Origin of the sequence: Desulfoferrobacter suflitae (genome assembly GCF_022603395.1) — a bacterium.
In the GTDB taxonomy this organism is placed as follows: domain Bacteria; phylum Desulfobacterota; class Syntrophobacteria; order Syntrophobacterales; family Syntrophobacteraceae; genus Desulfoferrobacter; species Desulfoferrobacter suflitae.
Window position 1 is genome coordinate 167422 of sequence record NZ_JAIBKA010000003.1, and the last position, 22653, is coordinate 190074.

Below are 22653 nucleotides of genomic sequence, written 5' to 3' on the forward strand. Positions count from 1 at the left end.
CCTCTATTCTTCCTCTTCCTCCTCGGCGTGCTTGAAGCGGAACAGTGCCAGGGAGCGTGACACCAGATCATAGGTGCCATGGATGGCAATGCTCTGGTGCTTTCTTTTACCGGTCGAAGAGCGTGTGTCCATCACCAGTTCCCATTGGCCTTCATAGCCGAAGTGCTCGGGCAGAGTGAAGGGCACCGGTTCATGGTAGGCGTTCAGCATCAACAACAGAGAGTCGTCGGAAATTGCATTGCCGCGTTCGTCCACCTCGTCGATGGCTTCTTCGTTTCCTGCCAGGATCATTGCCAGGCAACGGGCATGTGGGTTGTTCCAGTCGTCTTCCGTCATTTCCTTGCCATCTGGCCTTAACCAACGAAGATCTTTATGTTTATCACCACGCATGAGACGTCCGCGGAAAAAATTCCGCCGGCGCAGAACCGGGTGTTTGCGCCGCAATTGAATGACAAATCGAGTGAATTCAAGAAGTTTGCTGCGCGCCCGGTTAAGATCCCAATCGAGCCATGACAGCTCATTGTCCTGGCAGTAGGTGTTGTTGTTGCCGTTTTTGGTGTGTCCGAATTCGTCCCCCGAGTGCAACATGGGAACCCCTTGCGAGAACAACAGGGAAGCCAGAAAATTGCGCTGCTGACGCGCCCTCAGTGCCAGCACTTTCGCATCATTGGTGGGGCCTTCGACGCCGCAGTTCCAACTCAAATTGTTGTCCGTGCCGTCGCGGTTTCCTTCATTATTCGCCTCGTTGTGTTTTTCGTTGTAGCTCACCAGATCCTGCAGGGTAAAGCCGTCGTGGCAGGTGATGAAATTAATGCTGGCGTACGGGCGCCGGCCGGTACGGGCATACAGATCGCTGCTTCCGGTGAGGCGGTAAGCCACGTTGCCCAACTGGGCGTCGTCGCCTTTCCAGAAGGATCGCAGGGTGTCTCGGTACTCACCGTTCCACTCGGTCCAGAGCACCGGGAAATTGCCCACCTGGTAACCTCCTTCTCCCAGATCCCAGGGTTCCGCAATCAGTTTGACCTGCGAGAGCAGCGGGTCCTGGTGGATGATATCAAAGAAGGCCCCGAGTCGGTCCACTTCGTGCAACTCACGTGCCAGCGTGGCCGCCAGATCGAAGCGGAACCCGTCCACGTGCATTTCCAGAACCCAGTAGCGCAGGCTGTCCATGATCAGTTGCAGGACACGCGGATGCGTCATGTCCAAAGTATTGCCCGTGCCGGTGTAATCCATGTAGTGGTGCGGGTCGCCTTCGACAAGCCGGTAGTAAGCGGTATTGTCGATGCCGCGGAAGGAGAGGGTCGGGCCCAGGTGATTGCCCTCGCCGGTGTGGTTGTAGACCACATCGAGTATGACCTCGATTCCTTCGCGGTGCAGCGTTTTGACCATGATCTTGAATTCTTCCAGTTGCTGACCGCGGTCGCCGGTGCTCGAGTACTCGCCATGTGGAGCGAAAAATCCTATGGAGTTGTAGCCCCAAAAGTTGCGCAACCCCTTTTCCAGCAGGTGCCGATCGTGGATGAAGTGGTGCACCGGCATCAGCTCCACGGCGGTGATCCCCAGAGAAAGCAGATATTCGATCACTGCCGGACTGGCCAGGGCCGTGTAGGTGCCGCGCAGCTTTTTGGGAATGGCCGGATGGAGCTTGGTGAATCCCTTGGTGTGCAGTTCGTAGATTATGGTGCGGTCCCATGGGATTTTCGGGGGCATATCTCCTGCCCAGCTGAAGGCGGGATCCACCACAACACATTTGGGAGCATATGGAGCACTGTCGCGCTCGTCCATGGAGAGGTCGGCTTCAGGATGGCCGATGGTGTATCCGAACAAGGCGTCGTGCCATTTGGGCATGCCGCTGATGGCTTTGGCATAAGGATCGATGAGCAGCTTTGCAGGATTGAAGCGATGCCCCTCCTGCGGTGCATAGGGGCCGTACACCCGGTATCCGTACAACTGGCCGGGACGCGCTTCGGGCAGGTAAAGATGCCAGACCATGTCCGTCTGGTCCTTCATCGCGATGCGTGTTTCGCGCTCTTCGTCACCGCTGTCGAACAGGCACAATTCCACGGCCGTTGCGTTTTCTGAAAACAGGGCGAAATTGACTCCGGAGCCATCCCACGTGGCTCCCAGAGGATACGGTTCACCTGGCCAGACTTTCATGCGGTACTCCTATCCTTGAGCAATTTGTGTTGGTCTCGCGGTCCATTATTCGTTTACCCGGCCGCATATGTCAACTCCCAGCTGGAGAACCGATGATGTCGCACGGGCGCAGCCGATTTCTTCGCCCGTCTGAAAATTTGGCGCCCGCAGCGCGCCGTGTTATGTTAAGCCATTATGAATTCTTGCATTAAGATTGCCAGCTACAACGTTCACCGATGCATCGGCACCGACGGCCGTTTCGACCCTGATCGGATCGCCGCGGTGATCAGCAGCCTCGACGCAGACGTAATCGGCATTCAGGAAGTGGATTCCAGTCCTGCCGGGTGCAGAGTAAGCAGTCAGTTGCAATACTTGGCCCAGGCAAGTGGTCTCGCTCCCATTGCCGGGCCGACCATCTGCCGGCCGCGCAGTCACTATGGAAATGCTTTGCTGACACGTCACCAAATCAGCGCCGTGCGTCGTGTCGATTTGAGCGTTCATAAGCGCGAGCCGCGCGGGGCGCTTGACGTCGATCTAGAGATCCATGGAACCACGGTGAGGTTCATTGTGACCCATTTGGGTCTGAGCATCCGCGAACGTAACCGCCAATTCCGCCAGTTGCAAGGTCTGTTGGATGTGAATGGAGGTGAGATGCAGGTTGTGATGGGCGACTTCAATGAATGGTATCCGTTCAGCCGGCCCATCGCCTGGTTGAACAGGCATTTCGGCAGGCCGCCCGTGAGGCTGACCTTTCCTTCGTGTTTTCCGTTGCTTCCGCTGGATCGCATCTGGGTGAGGCCGAGGGCGGCAGTGACTGAAGTGAAGATTCATGTCACCCCAATGAGCCGCGTAGCGTCCGATCATCTGCCCATCAGTGCCGTCCTGGTGGTTGCGCGTCCGTGAGGGCGCAGGAAAAGAACCGGGGCAGTGCAGTTTAGCGGGAAGGAAGTTGGCTCCAGCCACAGACTTAAACCGGCGCCTAGGTTTTTGGCAGCAGCCGGCAGTGTCTGGCAGCCACCACCAGTACGACGTCTTCTCCACGCCTGAAAGGGCGCGTTCGCACCATACTCATGGCGTGTATCACGGTCTTGTCCCGCTGTTCCACAAAATAGCTGACTTCGCCCCCCATATAACTGCGCTCGATGATGCGGCCGGGAAACGAGTTCATGTCCCGGGAGGCAGGGACCTCCAGATCGGAAAGAATCTGAAACTTCTGAGCCCGTACTACTGCTTCCACCTTGTCGCCCGGGAACCATTGCTGCGATGATGCGGCCAGTAGTTCACCGCCGTTTTCCAGCCTGACCCGCGTCGCATCTCCTTCGGCTCCGATCACGGTACCGTTGAGGAAATTTGAATGGCCGAGAAAGTCCGCCACGAAGTGATTGGCCGATTCGTTGTAAACTTCTTCCGGGCTTCCTTCCTGCTGCTTGCGGCCGTCTTTCATGACGACGATTTTATCCGACATGGAGAGGGCCTCGCGCTGGTCGTGGGTGACGAACAGGGTGGTGACACCGAGCATCTGCTGAAGATTGTCGATTTCGCGGCGCATCTCCTCGCGCAGATTTTCGTCCAGAGCCGACAACGGTTCATCCATCAGGAGCACATCGGGTTGGATGACAATCGCCCGGGCAAGGGCCACCCTCTGCTGCTGACCGCCGGACAGCTGGGCGGGCTTGCGATTGCCGTAACCCGGCAGACGGACCAGTTCGAGTGCCCCCTCGACCCGTGCCTTGACTTCGCTTTTGGCAACCTTGCGGTACTTGAGTCCGAAGGCGACATTGTCAAAAATCGTTTTGTGGGGAAAGAGTGCATAATTTTGGAAGATCATTCCCAGGTTGCGCTTGTGGATGGGTACGTCATTGATCCGTCTGCCCTTAATGAAGATATCACCCTCGGTGGGTTGTTCCAGGCCTGCGACCATGCGCAGCAGCGTGGTCTTGCCGCAGCCGGAGGGTCCAAGCAGCGTGACAAACGATCCCCTGGCGATATCGAGATCCATTTTCTCGACCGCCACCAGCTTGTCGAAACGCTTGACCACTCCCTTGAATTGCACCATTGGGTGATTCGGTTCCTGATTCACGTGGGTCTATTTCTCCTGTGTTGCGTGTCTAGCGCGGATCGTGCAGCACGCAGACTGCTGCAACGAGGCCTGCGGCCCCCCTCCTCACCCCGACCGGGTTCCCCCGCGCGCGGAAGAGGGAGTGTGCCCCGCGTGCTGCGGGGCCGTGTATGGCTAACGGTCAGCTTCCAAAGGGAAAGAGAACACTCAACCCCCTCGATTTCGTGTGCACGCCTGACTGCCCGCTATGCTCCGGATTTGACCCGGTCCCATTTTTCCGACCATTCCAGCTGATGGCCGTTCCAGTATACCGGATCGGCAAACAGATAACCTTCGAGTTTGCCGGTGGGATCGAATGCCGGCAGCTTCTGGATGGATTCGGGCATAGGAACCTTGGTGGGATCGAGGCTGGGCGGATATTTCTGGCCTTCGGCCACGGCTATCGCGGCGCTTGGTTCCAACATGAAATTGAGCAGCTTTTCAGCTGCCCTCAGATCGGTTCCTTTGAGGACAAAAATGCATTCCTGCCAGGAATAACAGTTCTCGGGAGCCAGAAAACCGATTGGGTGCCCCTGTTCCTGCAGATGCGCCACCCGGCCGGACCATGCCACCGTGGCGTAAATTTCTTCATTGGCCAGCAGGCTCATGAGTTCAGCACCGGAGCCCCAATATTTCTTGATCATTCCCTGCTGCGCCTTCAGAGCATCCCATACGGCATCCATGTCCTCTATATCGTTGGGATTCTGGTTGGTGTAGAGGGCCCCATACCAGATGTTGGTGCGCCAATCGCCCCAGCTGCCCAGCTTCTTGTCAAGCTCCTTGTCCCAGAGCAACCCGGCTCCAAGCTCGTCAGCCTTTTCCTTGGGAATATGCTTGGTATTGTAGGCAATCCCTGTTTGTCCCAAATCGTAGGGCACCGCCGACAGCTTGCCATCGGTTATTGCCCGGTACGGGGCGGTCATAGCCGCCATCACGTTTTGCAGGTTGGGGATTTTGCTCTCGTCAAGCTGCGTAGCATATCCGAGGTCCACGTAGCGCGCATAATCGAAAACGCCGCTCAAATGAGCCAGATTGAACTCTCCTCCCGGCGGAAAGGAAGCTTTGACCCGGGTCAAATAGGTGTCCATATCGCCGAATTCGCCGTCGACCACCTTGATGCCGGTCGCTTTGGTGAACGGCTCGAAGGCATATTTCCTGAAAGCCTCGGAGGTGGTTCCGCCCCACCCGTCAAAACGGATGCTCTTGGTTTCAGCCCGGGCGGAGCGCGTCAGCCTGCCGAAAGGTCCGCCCACCAGCCCGATGGATGCGCCGGCGAGTGTGAGAAACTTGACAAAACTGCGCCTGCTCAGCCGGCCCTTGTGGAGACACTCGTGAGCCGCATCGATTTTCTCATTCCAGTCAATCTTCATGATTTCCTCCTTAGTGGGTTTTAGTTAATGGTTCCTCCTCTGGCAAACTTTCGAATCAGGTAGCCGGCAATGAGCGGAGTCGAAATGGTCAGGACGATCATGACGGTTCCCAGTGCATTGATTTCGGGGCTGATGGAATTCCGCAGCATACCGAATATTTTGACCGGTACGGTCTGGTTTTGTGCGGTGGCCCAAAAGAGGGTGGCCGTCACATCGTCGAAGGAAATGGTAAAGGAGAACAACATGCCCGCCAATACGGCCGGCGTGAGCAGCGGCAGGGTGATTTCTTTGAAGGTCTGCAGCGGGTTGGCCCCGAGCGACATGGCGGCTTCTTCGTATACCCTTTTGATGCCGACGAGCCGTGCCTGGACGACCAGCAGCACGTAGGGCAGAGTGATCACAACGTGTCCCATGAGGAGCAAAAGAAAGCTTTTGGGCTGCTGCAGCCAGCGAATGAACAGCAGCAGAGCGACGCCGAGCACCACCTCGGGGATCATGATTGGGGTCAGGAGGAGCGTGTTGAGCGTGTTCTTGCCGGGAAAATCATAGCGCACAAAAGCCATGGCCGCTGGAATGGCCACCGCCGTCACCGTGACGGCGGTGAGAGAACCGAGCAGCAGCGAGTTCTTGAACGCCGACAGAATGGCCTCATTTTGGACCAGTTTCAGGTACCACTGGAAGCTGAAGCCTTGCATGGGGAACGAGCCGAATTGCTGCGGATTGAATGACAGGATGACCACGGCCACAATGGGCGCAAACATGAAAATGTAGACGAGCAGGGTATACAGTCGAATCAGCGACCAGCCGGAAATTCTAAACATGTCTCAGGCTCACTGCAGGCTTTTGAATATCTGGTTGATTCCCAGATAGCGATTGTACGTGTAGATAATGATGATGAGCAGCGTCAGCAAAACCACACTGATGGCCGAACCGAACGGCCAGTCCAGCGTACCGATGACCCGCTTGAAAATCAAATTGGCGATCATTTCGTTACGCGGTCCGCCCAGAATCATGGGCGGCAGATACGTCCCCGAGGTCAGCACGAACACCAGCAGACACCCGGCACTGACTCCGGGCAAACTGAGGGGCAGGGTGACCTCCCTGAAGGCCTGCCATTCAGTGCAGCCCAAACTGCGTGCCGCCTCCAGCAGACTCTTGTCAATTCCTTCCAGGCTCACGTACACATTGAGAATCATAAACGGCAGCAGATACTGGATCAGACCCATCAGCACAGCCCCTTCGTTGTAAAGCATGTTGAGAGGTTCGGAAATGATGCCGACCCGGACGAGCACGTGGTTGATGAGGCCGGTGTCGCCCAGGATGTTGATCCAGCTGAGGGTCCTGATGATGAAGCTGATCCAGAAGGGAATCATGATGAGCAACAGCAGCACGGATTTGTGTCGGGTTTTGCTGCGATAGAAGAAATAGGCCGGGATGTATCCCATGAGAAGACAAAGAACAACCGTTTCGAAAGCCACCCGTATCGTTCTGAGAAGAATCGACGGATAAAAAAAGTCGGCCGCGAATTTTTTGTAATTGCCCAGCTGAAAAGCCGCAATGTCGGCTCCTGTCGGAGCCCGCAGCCAGAAGCTGTACACCACGATGAAGCAGAGCGGCACCAGCAGCAGCAGGAAAACTGCAGTGAGGGAAGGAGCAAGCAGTGCCCATGGGCGCCAGGATGATTTTTGCATAAAATTTAATAAATCCAGATGCTTACTGATAAGTATCCGAGTAAACTAGTTTATTGACGCAACGATATTGATTTCTACTGAAAGTTTTTTCCAAAGTCAAGGACAAATCCCGGAACCTGGGCAGTTGCGCTGGGAGCATTGCCGAGCAATGGTGTTCCAACGGGTGCCAATCGATTTCGTGATGTCTGCCTTTTTGGCGTCATTGGGGCGGGGTGGCGAAGGTGAGGGGTGACAGCGGCGGGGGGCCGGCTTTGTGAACTTTACAGGTGGGATTGGGCTGACGCTGGTTGACGCCGCCGGGCCGCTTCTAGTATTAATGGGGCATTGCGGGCCACGACGCGGTTGTCTGGCGGGCGCACATGGATGACAAAAGGCGGGTTTGGCGCGGCGAATCATAAGCTAAATCGATTGCATGCGTCCTGGTTTCTTCCATTGAAGCGGGGCGAAGGAGTTCGCGATGGAATTCGGTCAGACTATATACAAGGTGGCTTTCAAGAATTCGGGAGAGACTTCAGAGGTTTCCCTTGCAACCCTTGGTGACGGCCTCACTGATTTTCTCGAACATTATGCGGAAGAATCGCTGGTGGGCAAGGAATTTTATTCTATTGTCGCAAGCGGCAGTGGAGAAGCGCGCTTTATGCGGCTGCTTGAAGCGGCAGGCTGTGCCGGTGATCCGCAGCGTTTTTTTACGATCCTCATCGAACAACTGCAGCAGGCCAACGGCAACGGCAGCAAGCCGATCGCCGTCAATGGCGTGACTCTGCCGCATATGCTGCTCGTCGCCCTCCTGGAGAAAATAATGCCCCAGGACAAATTTTACACGGTCAGGGATGTGAAGAAACTGGAGAGCCTGACCAACATTGCCGTGGCCGAGGAGGATCGAGCTCCCCTGCAAAAAGTGCTCGAAACCTACCCCGTGCGTCTGTCCGCACACACCATCCGGCAGATGCGGGTCTCCAGAGCCGTCTCGTACCAGTACCTTCCCTTTGTGGAGGAACTGGATCCCGTCGGCCATGTGAACACCTGGATCGGCCAGTTCCACCAGGGACTGCTGGAACAGATGTACCAGAACCGGGTCATTTTTCTGACTAACATGACCTGTCCGGTCTATTGCCGGTTCTGCTTCAGGAAACATAAGGAATCGCGCAATCAGAGCAACCCGACGGCCGCTGACGTGGCGAAGGCCGTCGAACATGTGAGGAATTCCCCCAGCATCAAGGAAATTGTGGTCACCGGCGGGGACCCCTTTCTCAATCGAGGGAACCTTGCCGCCGCCATCGACGGGCTCAAGGACATCCCCCATGTACAGACCCTGCGGCTGGCAACCCGTTCCATCGCTTACTATCCACAACTGTTTTACGCCGGGCGGTCGTCGCTGCTCAATTACCTGAAACAGAAGCACCTGGAGCTCCAGCAACGGGGGAAGCGCGTCGAAGTGGCCACTCACTTCATTCATCCCGATGAGGTTTCACCCCAGTCCCTCGATATCATTTCAGAGCTGGTAAGAAACGGCATTGCCGTCTATGTGCAGACCCCGTTTTTGAGGGACTGCAATGATGCAGGTCCGGAATTGACCAGATTGTATGGTTTATTGCGCGGCGCCGGTGCCGAGCTCCACTACATTTATATTCCATGCAGCCCGATTCACGGCAACAGTGTCTATTGGACACCGCTTTCCAAAGGAGTTCAGGTCGCCAATTACCTGCGTGCGCATCTATCCGACCGGGTCATTCCCAGAATCTGCACGGCTACGCCCATCGGCAAGATGGACTGGCACAGCAGCGGCTGGGCGGTTGAAAAGGACAAGGAGAACGAAAATTTTGTATGGATCAGAACGCCGTATACGCCGGAATATTTTAAAGCATTCGCACCGGTTGCCAACGACCTCGATATCGTGCGGGTCAACGCCGAGGGAACCCTCGATGCCAGATATATGGCAAAGATCGGTGATGAACGCCTGTTTTTCGGGGCAAGGCCGGCGCGGCCCGCCGCCGACAGGGACTCGCATCTTGCAGCTCTGAGGCAACTGCAGGCCGGTGCGCTGCAGGATCAGCGGCTGAGGCGCTCCATCGTCTCCACGCCATCCGATGTCCTGGGCAGACTTCACGAAACTCGCGTGGAACTGGACGCGCAAACGGGTTCTGCAGAAATCGAATACATTGGGCATGATTCCAGAATAACCGACGTGGTCATCGCGTCGCGCAAGGACGCGCTGGAAAATCTTTATCACATCGCTGCAATCATTGAAAAGCTGCGCGGCATTCACCACGTGAATGCGGTCCGCCTGAAAAGTCTGAAATTCAATTATGCGCCGCAAAAATATACCCCGGCCGTCATCGACAGGCTTGCCAATTTGAACAAACTGAGTGTCGTCAATCCGCTCAGGCTGGAAATTGAGACGCAGTTTCTGCATCCCTGCGAATTTCGCCCGGAACATGCGCACTTAGCAAACGCCTTACGCAACAAGGGAATCACGGTCTACAGCAACACGCCTCTGCTGGGGGGGATCAATGACACGGCGGAAAGTATTCAGCAGCTCGCTTATGAGTGCCGCGCCGGCGGCATCGAATTCCACCACCTCTACATTGCCGGCTTGCCGTTGCAGCTCGAGTGGAATGTTCACCACCCCATCGATCTTTACGATGTGATCGACATCGCCACCCGGGTGCGAAGGGAGGGCAGCGGCAGAGAAATTCCCCGCTACATGGTATGGACCGAACTGGGAGAAGTCGACTATGGACTCACCTCTCAGGTGATCGGGGTGAACGGCAAAGTTGCGTTGAAACTTCTCCCGTATTCCCTTGAATATTTCAGGGCTATGCAGCCGACATTCGCCTGGCCGGACGGAGTGGAGACGGCTGACGATGGCAACCCTGTCGTGAACCTTTCAGGGGTGGTAAAGAGCACTGATTTTGCGCTCTGCTGACAGGTTTCCTGCCAACGGCCGATGCGGTTTGTTCGGATGCCGCCGTCCGCCGACTCACGGGCAGCCGGCCTGAGCTCACCGTTCAGCTCAGCGGGAGAGCTTTACCCGACCTTGGCGATCACCCACACCGCATGGATGATGCCCGGCAGATAGCCGAACAGGGTCAGGATGATGTTGATCCAGAAGTGCTTTCCGATGCCCACCTGGAGGAACACTCCAAGGGGAGGTAAAAGCACCGCCAAAAGAATTCTCAGAAAATCTTTGGCTCCTTCAGACATAGATGCTCCTTTCCAGGGACACTGTCACAAGGTGATGATATGGCCCTCGCGGTGGTGAAAATCGGGGTGAGCGGCGCAATGCTTCAAAGCCCAATAAGAAATATCGCCGTCCACCTGCTTAACGACGGCGCTGATGCCTATTTTCAGCGGTTGATGGCAGTCGACGATTTTTTGCAGGCCCACATCCAGTGAAAGTGCCAGACCCGTGCTCATTTTTCGAACCGTGAACGGGAGTCCGGTGAAGCGTGGCTCGTTCCGCATGCCTCGACGATAGTCGGTGAAGCGGTAGACATTCCAATGACCCGACGGCGCCATGTTGAATTCCCAGTATGCGGGGGCATCGCCGCGGGCCAGGAACAATTCCAGGCAGGTGTCCCGCCATAGCTGATCGCGGCGCTCCGGATGGCGGCAAGACGCGGGTATGGAAAGCCCATCCACATTTCCCTGAATCAAGTAGTCCAAAATAATCCTGTCCCCATGGCGGGCAATGTCACCCAAAACGCGCAACTGCGGCACAACAGCCGGTCGCGCAAATGGCTGGAGGTGAAAGCTGCTCTGTTTCATCGCGTGTTCTGAATCAGTGCCTGAATTGCTGCCGCCTGCATTCCGATACTGGCGCACAGTTTAAACTGAACGAGGGCCCGGTGAAGATTATGTTCGCTGTGGTTGACTTTGAAGTACACGTTGCCCTCCAGGTAGTCGGTAAGAAATCTTAAACCGAGCTCAAAGGCAATGATGCGCGTTGCATGGTAAATGTATGGGTAGTCGCTGGCGGCAAGGAATTTGTCTGCCATTGAAAAATACCCTTGCAGGATGGCACGGCAGAACTCCAGGTCGAAGTAGACCTTTTCCCACTGTTCGGTCTCTTCTCCCAGAGGGTTGCAGCAGGAGCGCAGACAGTCACCGATGTCGTACTGGATCAGGCCGGGTTTGACCGTATCCAGATCCACCATGCCGACGGCTTGTCCGGAGTCGCTGTCGATCATCACATTGTTGACCTTGGGGTCACCGTGAATCGGGCGCAACTGGAGTTTACCCTCGGCCCTGGCTTGCTCGAGGACATGTGCCGCACCCCTCTGCCGGCGCACGAATTGTGAACAATAATCAACTTCCCGGGATTCCCGAGGTGGCTTTTCCCGCCGGACGTCGTCGTAGTGCTGCAGGTAGCGGGGTGTGATGTGAAAGCCCGGCAGCGTGTCCGCAAGCTTGTCCAGGGGCAGGTCGTGCACCATGTGGTGGAAGGTACCGAGGGCCCGGCCTACTTCGCGTGCGTGTCGTTCATGCTGCACGGTATCGAAAGCGAGTGCGCCGCCGATGAAGCTGAGCGCACGCCAGAACGAACCGTCCTCGGCAACCAACAGATCCTGGCCGTGGCGAGTGCGCAGAACGCGGGGCAGTTGCCAGCAGCCTCCTGCTTCAAGTGGCGCAGCGGCCATCCTTCGCTCAACGTGCTCGGTAACGCAGCGCATATTTTGCATGACCAGTTCGGGTCGGTGGAATACGCGGGTGTTGATGCGCTGCAGGATGAAGTGATCGTCGTGAGGCGCATCGACAGTCACGAGGTAGGTATCATTGACGTTTCCGTTGCCAAGCTCCTGGATGCTCTCGATAAGTTTTCCGCCTGGTTGAAAATGCTCTGCAATAACGATCAATGAATTCAAGAGCTGCATCTTCAGGTTCACCGATCAAATTTCGTAACTCGCAACCAAATTAAAAGCCTCTGCGGGAAGGATAGGCCGCTCAGTAATCAAAGGTGCGTACCACAAAAGCTGCCATTTCCGCCCGGGTAACCGAACCTTCCGGGCAATACTTGAGCGGGTACGCCGAACAACCGGTGGTGACCTTTTCCTGATATATTTCGTCGATCCAGGGGCTCGCCCAATAATCTGCCGGCACGTCGGTGAAAATGTCCATCGGTGCGGGCGGTTGATAGCCGCCCCCATATTTTGCCCGCAGCAACAGGACCGCCATTTCCGCCCGCGATACGGGGCTGAGTGGGCAGTACAGGAGGGGAGCGCTATTGCAACCCTGAGTGATGCCGTCCCAGTAGGATTGCTCTATCCATCCGCAGGCCCAGAAGCTTGTCGGTACGTCTTCGAATATTCCTTTGGGTTCGGGCGGTTGATAGCTGCCGGTATATTTGGCACGCAGCAGAAAAACCGCCATTTCCGCCCTGGTTACAAGATCTTCCGGACAGTAACGATCGTTGCCGCAGCCCTGGGTGATTCCCGCCTGATATAATTTTTCTATGGAGTCATAGGCCCAGTAGGAAGGGGGGACATCCACGAAAGTGCCCCCGGGATGCCATTGCATCCATTCGGTGATGTTGTGCTGATTAGCGGCAACCAACCGTGTACCGCCATTGACGTTGATTTCGCCGAAGGTATGGATGGCCACCACCCGGCGGCTGTCAAGATAAACCGGGCCTCCGCTGTTGCCGCCGGAGGTGTCCGCCGTATAGCGAATGATGCGATCGCTGATATCATACACACTGCTGGAAGATCGCCACATGGTCTGGCTGTTGAATTCGCTTTGAACCTGAAGAGGGTATCCGACCACATTGATCCAGTTGGGGGTGGCGTCGAACTGTACCGGCATGAAGGTCGATATGGAGCTGAACGGTTTATCAAACATGACCGCCCCGTAGTCGTAGGCAAACCCGCCACCTGCCAGATACGCGTTGTTGGTGTGCAATTCCGCGGCATACGTCTGCCCGTAGGGTCGGTACACGGTACCTCCCGGATACGCCTGGTACTGGCCCGGGGCCAGCAGAAAATCATAGCTCCAGCTGAAAAGGCCGGCATCGTAGACGTTGTGTCCGGCGGTGAGGGCCACGTAGGGGGACACCAGAAACGCCGTCCCTCGATACCTCAAACCCAGGTTGGAAAAGCTGACATAGCACACGGTGTTAAACGGATAGATCTGGGTGTTGTCAACCCGCATGCGCTCGTCGGAATTGACCGTGTTTTCAAGGCTCAGGAGCTCAACGGCGGAGCGCTCAGCGGTTTTTTTTTGAGGCCCGGGAGTTGCCTCCAGTTTGTGAAAGACGTCCGCTTCCGGTTGCAACGGCGGATTGACCCTCTCGTCCGAAACTGGAGGAGTTACCGCAGGAAGGTTTAAACTGGGGTCGGAGGGAGGCAGAGTGATCATCCGGTCGGGATCCGCAACAGTTTCTTTCCATGTCTCGGAAGCGCTCAACAGAATCTGCGCGTCCTGTCTTGACAGAGGGCCGAGCCGCGGCTGAACGACCACAATACAAACTCCAGCCCCACCGTTGGCCGCCACAACATCGTATTCGTGCCAGCGGTAAAATTTTTTCTCGATGTACTGGACCACGACACGATCGGGTCTCAACCGGCTTATGCCGTCCGGGCATTCGGTGAGGGAAAGATGCTCAAGCGGTATCAATTTCCCGGCTACCGCAGCGGCGAGCTCCTGCAAAGCACTGTTCTGAGCCTGCAAGGAAGCGCCTGCCAGGCAACTGAGGAGCACCAGGAGGATGGCCAGTGACACACGAGCTACAAACGACGATTTTCTCGATTGAATTGCCATGATGGCTCCTGAAGGCCATGTCGTAAAGTGTAAGGGTTCGCTTTCATTGCGCAGTCTATCGGCGAAAACAGGGGATTTATAACAAATGAGAACAAGAATGAGAATCACAATCGTACCCGCTGTTGGTTACGTTTGCCCCTTGTCGATGCGTCGATTTATATCTATATGGTACGCTCCGACCGTTTCGGAGGAAATTGAGGCGCGCTCTCGGACTGAACGAAAATAACCGCCAGGCATAAGGAAAAAGAAATAAAAATGAGTGCAGTAAGGCTGTACAAGCCTTTTGAGAGAATGTTCAAGGGTTTTTCCATCCGTTCCATATTAGTTAACTGCGGGTTGATCATTGCCGGTTCCATCATATTTGTGACCGGAATGAATTCCGTGCTGGTACCTCAGAAGCTCCTGAGTGGTGGCTTGGTCGGTATATCGCTCATTGTGCACTACTTGATCCCGTCCCTTGACGTTGGACTGGTCTATTTTGTTTCCAATATTCCTCTGCTCCTGCTCGGATGGTTGCACGTAAGTCGCAGGTTCATGTTGTACACCATCTTTGGAATGGCCTTTTTCTCTCTGGTGGCGAATCTGATCCGGCCTCCCGCAGTGGATATTCAGGATCCCATGCTGGCGGCGCTGTTTGCGGGAGTCATCTGCGGGGTCGGCGGGGGCGTCATCCTCCGCTCTCTGGGCTCCGCAGGAGGTTTGGATATTCTTGCGGTATACACGAATAAACGATGGGGCCTGCGCCCCGGGATCGTCATTATGGCCAGCAATGCTCTGGTGCTGCTTGCCGGAGCTCTCTATTTCAATATCGAGCTCGCTCTCCACTCGTTGATTTTTGTGTACACCAGCAGCCGGGTGATCGATGTGATACTGACCGGATTCAACCGGCGCAAGGCTCTACTCATCGTGTCCAAGGAATCTCACAAAATTGCCGACGACATCCTGTTCCGGATCAACCGTGGGGTCACTTACCTGAAGGGGAAAGGTGGATACACGGGCGAAGACAGTGATGTCATTTTTACCGTCACCACGTTGACAGAGCTGCCGAGGATGAAAGATATCGTCTATGGTATCGATCCCGAGGCGTTCATGGTCGTCAACGACACCCTGGAAGTTCTCGGCAAGCGCCACGGAACCAGGAGGGTCTATTAGCCCGGCAATACCGTCTTGTGTGCTGCCGGCGGCAGGCCGGGAGGTCCTCGGCAAGTTGACGCGGCACGCTTCTCAGCCATGGCCGAGAAGGCAGGAATCCTGACATCACGAGCTTCCATGGATTCCTGCCGTTTTCTGGAGTTGCTGCCTCGGAATGAGGGGTTCGACGCATGCTCGCACAGTTCCCCGGGCTACGACCAGCTCCTGATGACTCGGCCGCCGGAATCTTTGATTTCGATGGAAATTGCATGATCGCCGTCCAGGCGATGAGTGGCGCAGGAAATTCACGGGTCGTAGGCACGTACCGCCATCTCGATTCGGTTGAGAGTGCCCTCGCTGATCTCTCCGTTCTTGATGAGAGATCGGGCGGCCTGGTTGACGCTCATGTTGATGGGCCCAAGATTGTGGGTGGTCCCCACAATCATGTTGGCGCGGGTGATGAGGCCGTTTTCATCCGTCGCATAGTCGTGGATGAGGGTGCCGCGCGGCGCCTCGAGGCAACCGACTCCACGGCCGGCTTTGGGCTCGACCTTGGCGCGAATGTTGGTGTCGGTAATTTCCGGGTCCTCGAGCAGTTCGATGGCGTGCTCACAGGCATACACTTCCTCGATCAGCCGCGCCCAGTGATAGAGCAGGGTCGCCTGGGCGGGTCTGCCGAATTTTTCCCGGAATTCCTCCAGCTCCGCCTGCGCGCGCGGGGTCGCCATTTTGTCCGCCACATTCACCCGGGCCAGGCAGTTGGAGCGATAAATGCCTCTGGGCTCGGCCAGGTCCAGGGAAAAACCCTCGTTCCAGCAGCGCGCATAGGGCAGCTTGCCGTAGGAATAGGGTTCGACGTGCTCACCGATGTAGTCGGCATAGTCCTGTGAATCAAATTCGATAAAGCTCATATCGGGCTTCATCAGGCGGATTTTGCCATCGTACAGATCGAGTGCGCCGTCGTCGTCGACGGTGCCGATGAAGCCGGTCTTGATCGCCCCGAGGGAAGTGATGGTGTCGAGGTACTTGGGAAATATCTCGGTTTTGGCAAAGTCGATGGTGAACAGTGCAAAGTCCAGCAGTTGATGCATCTTGGCCAGAAATTCTTTACGTTCCGCTTCCAGTAAAGGCTTGGAAAAACCGCCGACCACTCCGGCTATCGGATGAATGGCCTTGCCGGCGAACTTTTCCAGCATCATCTTCGCCATATAGCGCATCTGCACCACTTTTCTGGCCAGCTCCGGGTTGGCCCTGGCGATGCCGATCACATTGCGCACCGCATAGTCGCTGTCCGGACCGATGACAAAATCGGCCGCCGCCAGAAAGAAAAAGTGCAACAGCTTGTCTTCTGCATGTGAGATGGTTTGCATGAGCTCGCGCAGCTTGCGTCCGGCAGGGGGCGGCGTGACGCCGAAGCAGCGATCGACCGCCTTGTTGGAGGCCAGATGATGCTGCCAGGGGCAAATGCCGCAGATGCGATTGACGATCCGGGGTAGCTCTTCGGCCGGTTTGCCTTCCACAAATTTTTCGAAACCCCGCAGGGACATGATATGCACTTTGCTGTCCTGTACATTGCCGGCGTCGTCCAGTTGGATGGCAATGGACGCGTGCCCTTCGATGCGGGTGATGGGAGCTATGGTGATCGTTTGTGACATGTATCAGGACTCCTTTCCTTGCCTCGCGGGCCTTAGTAGCCGATGCGCTCCGGAAAACCTGAGAAGCGACGGGTGCTCGGGCAGTGAGCCGATTTCAATACCGTTCGATGCCAGTGCATTGAGCATATCCAGGAGTTGATTGCCATCCTGTTTGACCGGCCCGTAACAGCCGCGGCACGGAACTCGCGCCGCGATGCAGCGCGGCGTCGTCTTATCCCCGCCACAGCCCGCCCGTGTGACCGGCCCCATGCACAGAAGACCCTGTTCCAGCAGGCAGCGCATCTTATCCAAAGGCTCCTGCGGCGAGCCATAATGAGGCGCCTGCAGAAAGCGCCTGAGCTGTTTCAGCTGGCCCTTGCCCGCGCGCATCGTCGGGCAGGTGTCACAGACGCTGCGGGCGGGCAGGACCGGCGTCGTCCCTTCGAGTAGAGCCGCCAGAGCCGCATAGACATGGTCGGGATGCGGCGGGCAGCCGGGCAGGTAGATGTCCACTTTGATTTTTTCATCCAGAGCGTAGCAGGCATCGAGGCAGGCAGGCACTCCGTCGTCCGGCCAGTGATCCGGCTTATCCGTCGTTTCCGTCGAATAGTAGCGCTCGAGCACGGCGTCCGTGTGGTAGGCATTGGTCAGAGCCGGGATGCCGCCATGCGTGGCGCAGGTGCCGAGGGCAGCGATAGTCCGGCATTTGGAGCGCATCTCCTGGGCCACTTCGAGATGTTCTTCGTTGCGAATGCCGCCGCTGATGATTCCAACGTCCGCCTCCGGTATCTCAATGTGCCGGCCGTCTCCCAACTGTCCCAGGTACTTGTGGTCGAGCAGCACCGGGATGTGCACAAACTCCGCTTTGTCGAGGATATCGAGCAGCCGCTGCCCCATGTCGACGATGGCTATTTCGCAGCCGGAACAGGAGTTGAGCCACTCTTCTGCAATTTTTGCCGTCATGTGACGACCTCCATTGTATGAGAATTCAGAATTCAGCAGTCAGAATTCAGCAGTCAGAATTCAGAATACAGACCCGTCGTGGCGCGATTCGTGGGGAGCTTTCAGAACACGAAGCGCTCACGACTTTACCGTCACTCCCTTTTTCACCAGTGCGTCGCGGTTTCGCTCCGCTTCATCTTTCTTTCGTTCGGACCATTCCAGGATCATTTTCAAGACGTGTCTGGAATGGTGGGGATCGTCCGGGTCGCGATACTCGTCGATGACTTCTTCCTTGGCGTTGGCGTAGATGGCTCTGCCGAGCGGCGAACGGATGATCACCGTGGTCCAGCCTTGGGGCGCCCCAATGCCGCCGAACGAAATGTCGGCATATTCCCCCGAATAATCATCGCAGTAGCGACAGGCATAGCGTTTCATGAAGGCCAGCCGGTCCAGGGGAATGGTCTTGACTGTGCCATCTTGCAGGTGAATTTTGAGGTTTCTCTTGATGTTGATCTTGCGCACATCGTCCCAGTTGAAGTTGCCGATCTCCTCGAGCTGTGCCGCCTGTTCCGGGCCGAACTCGAAGTTGCCGGAACAGAAAAGCCCGAAGTGGTAGCGGATGGCATGGGCGGGCACCACGCCGAGTGCTTCCATTCTGCGCAGGGCCTTGATCTGGCAGGGCGTGCCCACAAACGCCACGCGATGCAGCCCAAATTTGGCCATGGGGCCGAGCTCCAGGATGGAAGGGACATAGGTCGAATAATGATCGCTGAAATGATGCATGCCGGCAGAGGTGTCAAAGTGAAACCCGGCGGCCTCGATGATTTCCTCCCGCGACCGGGCGAGCCACGGTTCCCGCTGAAACGGTTCGGTCTGGCGGGTGACGATAGCCCCATCGATGAACCCCAAATCGAACAGGTGAACCAGCAGTGCCGTCACCACGCCGCCGTCTGTAGCCACTTCACGGATGTTCGCTGCGCGTGCTCGCGCCACCCTGGTTTCCAGAACTCTACCGATCGGTTCACTCCAGGAGGCGACTTTTTTCTGTTCTTCATCAAGCTCATGGATTTCCGGACAAATGAGGTAGCACAGGCCGCACTCGATGCACTTTTCCATGTCCTTGAAACGCGGTCTGCCGTTTTCATCCAGTTCCAGTGCGCCGTAGTTGATGGCCGTGCAAAACGTTACGCAGCCGCCGCAGTGGTGGCACAGCCCAGGTTTTTGGACTTCCTGGATCAAATTGAAAAATGTTTTGGTCATCGCTTTCCTCCCGCCTGTCTAAGCGCTCATGGCTTTGGCCGGGCGCATGGGATTGGCACCCAGGGACCGGATCTTTTGCGTAAAATTCGTCACGACCTCGGCGAATCTTGGCGCCTCGGCGGAGGAAACCCATTGGATAGCGAAACGCTCGGAATCGATTCCGAGATTTTCCAAAACGATCTTGATGGCATCGGCGCGGGCCAGGGCTTTGTTATTACCATCCAGGTAATGACATTCACCCAGGTGTCAGCCCATCACGATAACGCCGTCCGCCCCCTGGGTCAGCGCTTCGACCACAATGTCCGGGTGCACCATGCCGGAGCACATCACCCGGATGGGGCGCATATTGGGAGGATACTGCAGCCGTGAGACGCCGGCCAGGTCGCCGCCGGCATAGGCGCACCAGTTGCACAAGAAGCCTACGATGACAGGTTCGAAGTTGTCAGACATCGATTGCTCTCCTCATCGTTATAAGTGTGTGATCCACAAGGTTTGTCGTGAAAGGTCCTTCAAATCGCCTCGAGGGCGGAGTGCACCTGGGCCTTCAGTTGCCCCAGGGTGAACCCGTGCACATAGACGCCTTCCTTCGGGCAGGTCGCCTGGCACAGGCCGCAGCCCTTGCACAGGGCGCTGTCGGTCACGATGCGCTTATGCGTGGCCCCATCGCGCTGGTACTCCTCCAACTTGATCGCCCGATAGGGGCAGACATCCAGGCAAAGGGCGCAGCCGTCGCATTTTTCCGTGACGAAGGACTTGATGGCGTCCAGCTCCATGGTGGTCTTGGAGAGGATCACGTTGGCCCGGGATGCCGCCGCCTTGGCCTGGCCCACCGCCTCGTCGATGGGCTTGGGGTAGTTGCACAATCCCGCCAGGAACAAGCCGTCCACCGTCATGTCCACCGGGCGCAGCTTGGGATGGGCCTCATTGAGGAAACCATCCTCGTTCTGGCCGCACTTGTAAAGCTCCACCAGTTCGTGGTTGTCGTGCGGCACGATGGCTGACGCCAGCACCAGATAGTCGGCGGGGAGCTGGATGTCGCGCTGCAAAATGGGATCGAACACGTCCACGGCAAGTGCGCCGCCATTCTGTGACGCCTTCGGTTTGCGCTCCACCTCGTAGCGGATGAAGATGACGCCCCGCTCGCGCGCTTTCACGTAAAGGTCCTCCCGTTCACCGTAGGTGCGCACGTCGCGGTTCAGAACATAAATGTTCATGTCCGGATTGAGCTCTTTCAGCTTCAACGCGCTCTGCACCGAGTGGGTGCAGCAGACGCGGCTGCAGTAAGGTCGCTCCGGCTCGCGGGAGCCGACGCACTGGATGAAGACCACGTTTTGCGCCGTTTTCACCTGCGCCGGATGGTCCCTCAGTTCGGCGTCGAAATCGAGATGGGTCATGACCTTCGGGTGCTGACCGTAGAGGTATTCCGTCGGCCTGTGCTCTTTGGCCCCGGTGGCGATGACGGCAGCCCCGTAAGTGACCGCGCGCATCTCGCCGTCGATTTCGACCTTGCTGACAAAATTGCCCACCGAGCCGATGCAGGTCTTGATCTGCGCGTTCTTGTAGACGGTGATGCGCGGATGGCCCTCGACCTGGGCGATCATGTCTTCGAGCAGCGGCCTGAGCGGGGTCCCCCTCCAGGTTTCATTGATGTGCCAGGTGTTGCCGCCAAGCCTCTCGCTCCGCTCCAGCAGCACCACCTCGTGCCCCTGATCGGCAAGGCTGATCGCCGCGGTCATGCCGGCCACCCCGCCGCCGATCACCAGCGCTTTCGGGTTGACCTTCACTTCGAGATTTTTCAGCGGATAGTTCAACGAAACCTTGGCCACCGCCATGCGCACCTGGTCCTTGGCCTTCTCTGTGGCGCGCTGCGGGTCCTTCTGATGAACCCAGGAATTGTGATTGCGGATATTGGCCATCTCCAGCAGGTAGGCATTCAAACCGGCCTCCCGCAGCGTGTCCTGAAACAGTGGTTCATGGGTTCTCGGTGTGCAGGCTGCCACCACGATTCGGTTGAGCTTGTGGCTCTTGATGATGTGTACGAAATGTTCCTGGGCGTCCGTTGAACAGGAAAACAGATTGTTTTCCACGTGGACCACGTAGGGCAGGGTGTGCGCATAATCGACCACCTGCTTGACGTCAACCACACTGGCAATATTGATGCCGCACGAACAGACAAAGACTCCTACTCGTGGCTTTTCACCACTCACATCATGTTCGGGGGGATAGGTTTTTTGCCGGGTGAGCGTCCCCCTGGCGGAAACCAGCGCGCGCGATGCTTCTGCCGCTGCCGCCGAAGCTTCCGTTACGGCGCGGGGAATGGCCTTGGGAGACTGCATGGCTCCGGTGACGAAGATGCCCGGTGTGGTGCTGGTGACCGGGTCAAAGCTGCTGGTCGTGACGAACCCATGCTGATCCAAGGCGAATCCGATTTTTTCAGCCAGCATCCGGACGTCCTCGGACGCCTCGATGCCGGTGGAAAGGACCGCCAGATCAAAGTTTTCGATGAAAGTTCGACCATCTTCCAGGCAATAGGAGATGTTCACACCGATGTTGTTCCTGCCTCCCTCGATGGTGTGCGGACGGGCGCGAACAAAACGGATCCCTTTCCCTTTGGCGTCTTCGTAATAGCGTTCGAATTCCTTGTTGTGGCTGCGGATGTCCATGTAAAAAATGGTCTGCTGCAACTCCTTGTTCGCGGTGTGCTCGGCTGTCACCAAGGCTTGCTTAATGGCGTACATGCAGCACACACTGGAGCAGTAGCTGTGAGTGGTGCGGCTGCGATCGCGCGAACCGACGCATTGGATCCAGGCGATCTTTTGCGGCTCCTTGCCGGTGGACGGCTTCACCAGATGACCCATACACGGCCCGCTGGCCGACAGCATACGCTCGTATTGCAGGCCGGTGACCACATCGGGGGCGTGCTGGTAAGCAAAATGATCATATGGAGTCGGATCGAACGGCTTATAACCGGCTGCCAAAATGATGGAGCCGACATTGAAAGTGAAGATCTTCTCGGAGTCATGGAAGTTGATGGCGTGGGTCGGGCAAAATTTTTCGCACGCCCGGCATTTGCCGCGCGTGAGATACAAGCAATGTTGTGCGTCGATGGCGTACTTGAGGGGAACCGTCTGACCGTACTTGATGTAGGCCGCTTTCCTCTTGTTGATGCCCATGTTGTATTCGTCATCAACCTTTTTGGGGCATTTCTCGCTGCACTGGCCGCACGCAATGCATTTTTCCATGTCCACGTATCGCGGCTTCTGTCTGACCGTGGCGGTGAAATTGCCGGCTTCACCGGAAACATCGATCAACTCGGAAAGGGTCATCAGCTGAACGTTCAAGTGCCGACCGCACTCGACCAATTTGGGCGAGAGAATTCACATGGCGCAGTCGTTGGTCGGGAATGTCTTATCGAGTTGCGACATCACGCCGCCGATGCCGGTGCTTTTTTCTATCAGGTAGACATAATATCCGGACTCGGCCAGATCCAGGGTGGCCTGAATGCCGGCTATGCCGCCTCCCACGACCATGATCGACCCAACGGGCTGTTCCGCCATGAGTACCTCCTCACCAACAAAGTGTAATGGTTGAAGCCAAATTCAGCGCACTGTGCAACATCTGCCTGTAGACAAAGT

17 protein-coding genes are annotated in these 22653 nt (G+C 56.7%); 3 read left to right on the forward strand and 14 right to left on the reverse strand.

Going from position 1 to position 22653, the window contains the following annotated elements; translation table 11 throughout:
- Nucleotides 1–3 precede the first annotated feature (3 nt).
- Nucleotides 4–2157, reverse strand: coding sequence for a glycogen debranching protein GlgX (gene glgX, locus K1V27_RS06195; RefSeq protein ID WP_258928732.1), 2154 nt, complete (start codon nucleotides 2155–2157; stop codon nucleotides 4–6).
- Between the two features lie 174 nt (nucleotides 2158–2331).
- Between glgX and K1V27_RS06200 the strand changes: the two genes are divergently transcribed.
- The gene (locus K1V27_RS06200) at nucleotides 2332–3039 is read left to right on the forward strand and encodes an endonuclease/exonuclease/phosphatase family protein (protein ID WP_258928733.1); all 708 of its coding nucleotides are present in this window, start codon (nucleotides 2332–2334) and stop codon (nucleotides 3037–3039) included.
- A gap of 76 nt (nucleotides 3040–3115) precedes the next feature.
- On the opposite strand, the gene K1V27_RS06205 is transcribed toward K1V27_RS06200, so the two are convergent.
- From K1V27_RS06205 to K1V27_RS06220, 4 genes are all read right to left on the reverse strand, one after another.
- The gene (locus K1V27_RS06205; RefSeq protein ID WP_353740541.1) at nucleotides 3116–4192 is read right to left on the reverse strand and encodes an ABC transporter ATP-binding protein; all 1077 of its coding nucleotides are present in this window, start codon (nucleotides 4190–4192) and stop codon (nucleotides 3116–3118) included.
- A 248-nt stretch (nucleotides 4193–4440) separates the two neighbouring features.
- Entirely contained in the window at nucleotides 4441–5604 is a 1164-nt protein-coding gene (locus K1V27_RS06210; RefSeq protein ID WP_258928735.1) for an extracellular solute-binding protein, read from the reverse strand.
- A 20-nt stretch (nucleotides 5605–5624) separates the two neighbouring features.
- The gene (locus tag K1V27_RS06215; protein WP_258928736.1) at nucleotides 5625–6425 is read right to left on the reverse strand and encodes an ABC transporter permease; all 801 of its coding nucleotides are present in this window, start codon (nucleotides 6423–6425) and stop codon (nucleotides 5625–5627) included.
- A gap of 9 nt (nucleotides 6426–6434) precedes the next feature.
- Nucleotides 6435–7295: an ABC transporter permease gene (locus K1V27_RS06220; protein WP_258928737.1), complete on the reverse strand. Its 861-nt coding sequence runs from the start codon at nucleotides 7293–7295 to the stop codon at nucleotides 6435–6437.
- A 457-nt stretch (nucleotides 7296–7752) separates the two neighbouring features.
- Between K1V27_RS06220 and K1V27_RS06225 the strand changes: the two genes are divergently transcribed.
- On the forward strand, nucleotides 7753–10221 hold the full coding sequence (locus K1V27_RS06225) for a radical SAM protein (protein ID WP_258928738.1): 2469 nt from the start codon (nucleotides 7753–7755) through the stop codon (nucleotides 10219–10221).
- 101 nt (nucleotides 10222–10322) lie between these two features.
- On the opposite strand, the gene K1V27_RS06230 is transcribed toward K1V27_RS06225, so the two are convergent.
- From K1V27_RS06230 to K1V27_RS06245, 4 genes are all read right to left on the reverse strand, one after another.
- Complete coding sequence (locus K1V27_RS06230) at nucleotides 10323–10499, reverse strand: YqaE/Pmp3 family membrane protein (RefSeq protein WP_258928739.1); 177 nt, start codon at nucleotides 10497–10499, stop codon at nucleotides 10323–10325.
- 24 nt (nucleotides 10500–10523) lie between these two features.
- Complete coding sequence (locus tag K1V27_RS06235; protein ID WP_258928740.1) at nucleotides 10524–11063, reverse strand: DOMON-like domain-containing protein; 540 nt, start codon at nucleotides 11061–11063, stop codon at nucleotides 10524–10526.
- The gene (locus K1V27_RS06240; protein WP_258928741.1) at nucleotides 11060–12169 is read right to left on the reverse strand and encodes a phosphotransferase enzyme family protein; all 1110 of its coding nucleotides are present in this window, start codon (nucleotides 12167–12169) and stop codon (nucleotides 11060–11062) included. Before K1V27_RS06240 ends, K1V27_RS06235 begins: the two co-directional genes overlap by 4 nt.
- A 70-nt stretch (nucleotides 12170–12239) precedes the next feature.
- Complete coding sequence (locus K1V27_RS06245) at nucleotides 12240–14051, reverse strand: S-layer homology domain-containing protein (RefSeq protein ID WP_258928742.1); 1812 nt, start codon at nucleotides 14049–14051, stop codon at nucleotides 12240–12242.
- A gap of 255 nt (nucleotides 14052–14306) precedes the next feature.
- On the opposite strand from K1V27_RS06245, the gene K1V27_RS06250 reads away from it, so the two are divergent.
- Nucleotides 14307–15203 (forward strand): YitT family protein, encoded by an 897-nt coding sequence (locus K1V27_RS06250; RefSeq protein ID WP_258928743.1) that lies wholly within the window; start codon nucleotides 14307–14309, stop codon nucleotides 15201–15203.
- Nucleotides 15204–15487: 284 nt separating this feature from the next.
- Here the strand turns inward: K1V27_RS06250 and K1V27_RS06255 are convergent, their stop codons facing one another.
- The 5 genes from K1V27_RS06255 to K1V27_RS06275 form a co-directional block, all read right to left on the reverse strand.
- Nucleotides 15488–16837: a Ni/Fe hydrogenase subunit alpha gene (locus K1V27_RS06255; RefSeq protein WP_258928744.1), complete on the reverse strand. Its 1350-nt coding sequence runs from the start codon at nucleotides 16835–16837 to the stop codon at nucleotides 15488–15490.
- Nucleotides 16838–16840: 3 nt separating this feature from the next.
- Nucleotides 16841–17779, reverse strand: a complete 939-nt coding sequence (locus K1V27_RS06260; protein WP_258928745.1) for an NADH-quinone oxidoreductase subunit B family protein — start codon at nucleotides 17777–17779, stop codon at nucleotides 16841–16843.
- Nucleotides 17780–17896: 117 nt separating this feature from the next.
- Complete coding sequence (locus K1V27_RS06265) at nucleotides 17897–19018, reverse strand: Coenzyme F420 hydrogenase/dehydrogenase, beta subunit C-terminal domain (protein ID WP_258928747.1); 1122 nt, start codon at nucleotides 19016–19018, stop codon at nucleotides 17897–17899.
- A gap of 18 nt (nucleotides 19019–19036) precedes the next feature.
- The gene (locus tag K1V27_RS06270) at nucleotides 19037–19468 is read right to left on the reverse strand and encodes a hydrogenase iron-sulfur subunit (RefSeq protein WP_258928748.1); all 432 of its coding nucleotides are present in this window, start codon (nucleotides 19466–19468) and stop codon (nucleotides 19037–19039) included.
- Between the two features lie 59 nt (nucleotides 19469–19527).
- The gene (locus K1V27_RS06275; protein WP_258928749.1) at nucleotides 19528–22575 is read right to left on the reverse strand and encodes a CoB--CoM heterodisulfide reductase iron-sulfur subunit A family protein; all 3048 of its coding nucleotides are present in this window, start codon (nucleotides 22573–22575) and stop codon (nucleotides 19528–19530) included.
- Nucleotides 22576–22653: the final 78 nt, after the last annotated feature.

Bases quoted from the DNA above. Each gene is read 5' to 3' on its own strand.
- glgX (WP_258928732.1), bottom strand. From the start codon at position 2,157: ATGAAAGTCTGGCCAGGTGAACCGTATCCTCTGGGAGCCACGTGGGAT.
- K1V27_RS06200 (WP_258928733.1), top strand. From the start codon at position 2,332: ATGAATTCTTGCATTAAGATTGCCAGCTACAACGTTCACCGATGCATC.
- K1V27_RS06205 (WP_353740541.1), bottom strand. From the start codon at position 4,192: ATGGTGCAATTCAAGGGAGTGGTCAAGCGTTTCGACAAGCTGGTGGCG.
- K1V27_RS06210 (WP_258928735.1), bottom strand. From the start codon at position 5,604: ATGAAGATTGACTGGAATGAGAAAATCGATGCGGCTCACGAGTGTCTC.
- K1V27_RS06215 (WP_258928736.1), bottom strand. From the start codon at position 6,425: ATGTTTAGAATTTCCGGCTGGTCGCTGATTCGACTGTATACCCTGCTC.
- K1V27_RS06220 (WP_258928737.1), bottom strand. From the start codon at position 7,295: ATGCAAAAATCATCCTGGCGCCCATGGGCACTGCTTGCTCCTTCCCTC.
- K1V27_RS06225 (WP_258928738.1), top strand. From the start codon at position 7,753: ATGGAATTCGGTCAGACTATATACAAGGTGGCTTTCAAGAATTCGGGA.
- K1V27_RS06230 (WP_258928739.1), bottom strand. From the start codon at position 10,499: ATGTCTGAAGGAGCCAAAGATTTTCTGAGAATTCTTTTGGCGGTGCTT.
- K1V27_RS06235 (WP_258928740.1), bottom strand. From the start codon at position 11,063: ATGAAACAGAGCAGCTTTCACCTCCAGCCATTTGCGCGACCGGCTGTT.
- K1V27_RS06240 (WP_258928741.1), bottom strand. From the start codon at position 12,169: ATGCAGCTCTTGAATTCATTGATCGTTATTGCAGAGCATTTTCAACCA.
- K1V27_RS06245 (WP_258928742.1), bottom strand. From the start codon at position 14,051: ATGGCAATTCAATCGAGAAAATCGTCGTTTGTAGCTCGTGTGTCACTG.
- K1V27_RS06250 (WP_258928743.1), top strand. From the start codon at position 14,307: ATGAGTGCAGTAAGGCTGTACAAGCCTTTTGAGAGAATGTTCAAGGGT.
- K1V27_RS06255 (WP_258928744.1), bottom strand. From the start codon at position 16,837: ATGTCACAAACGATCACCATAGCTCCCATCACCCGCATCGAAGGGCAC.
- K1V27_RS06260 (WP_258928745.1), bottom strand. From the start codon at position 17,779: ATGACGGCAAAAATTGCAGAAGAGTGGCTCAACTCCTGTTCCGGCTGC.
- K1V27_RS06265 (WP_258928747.1), bottom strand. From the start codon at position 19,018: ATGACCAAAACATTTTTCAATTTGATCCAGGAAGTCCAAAAACCTGGG.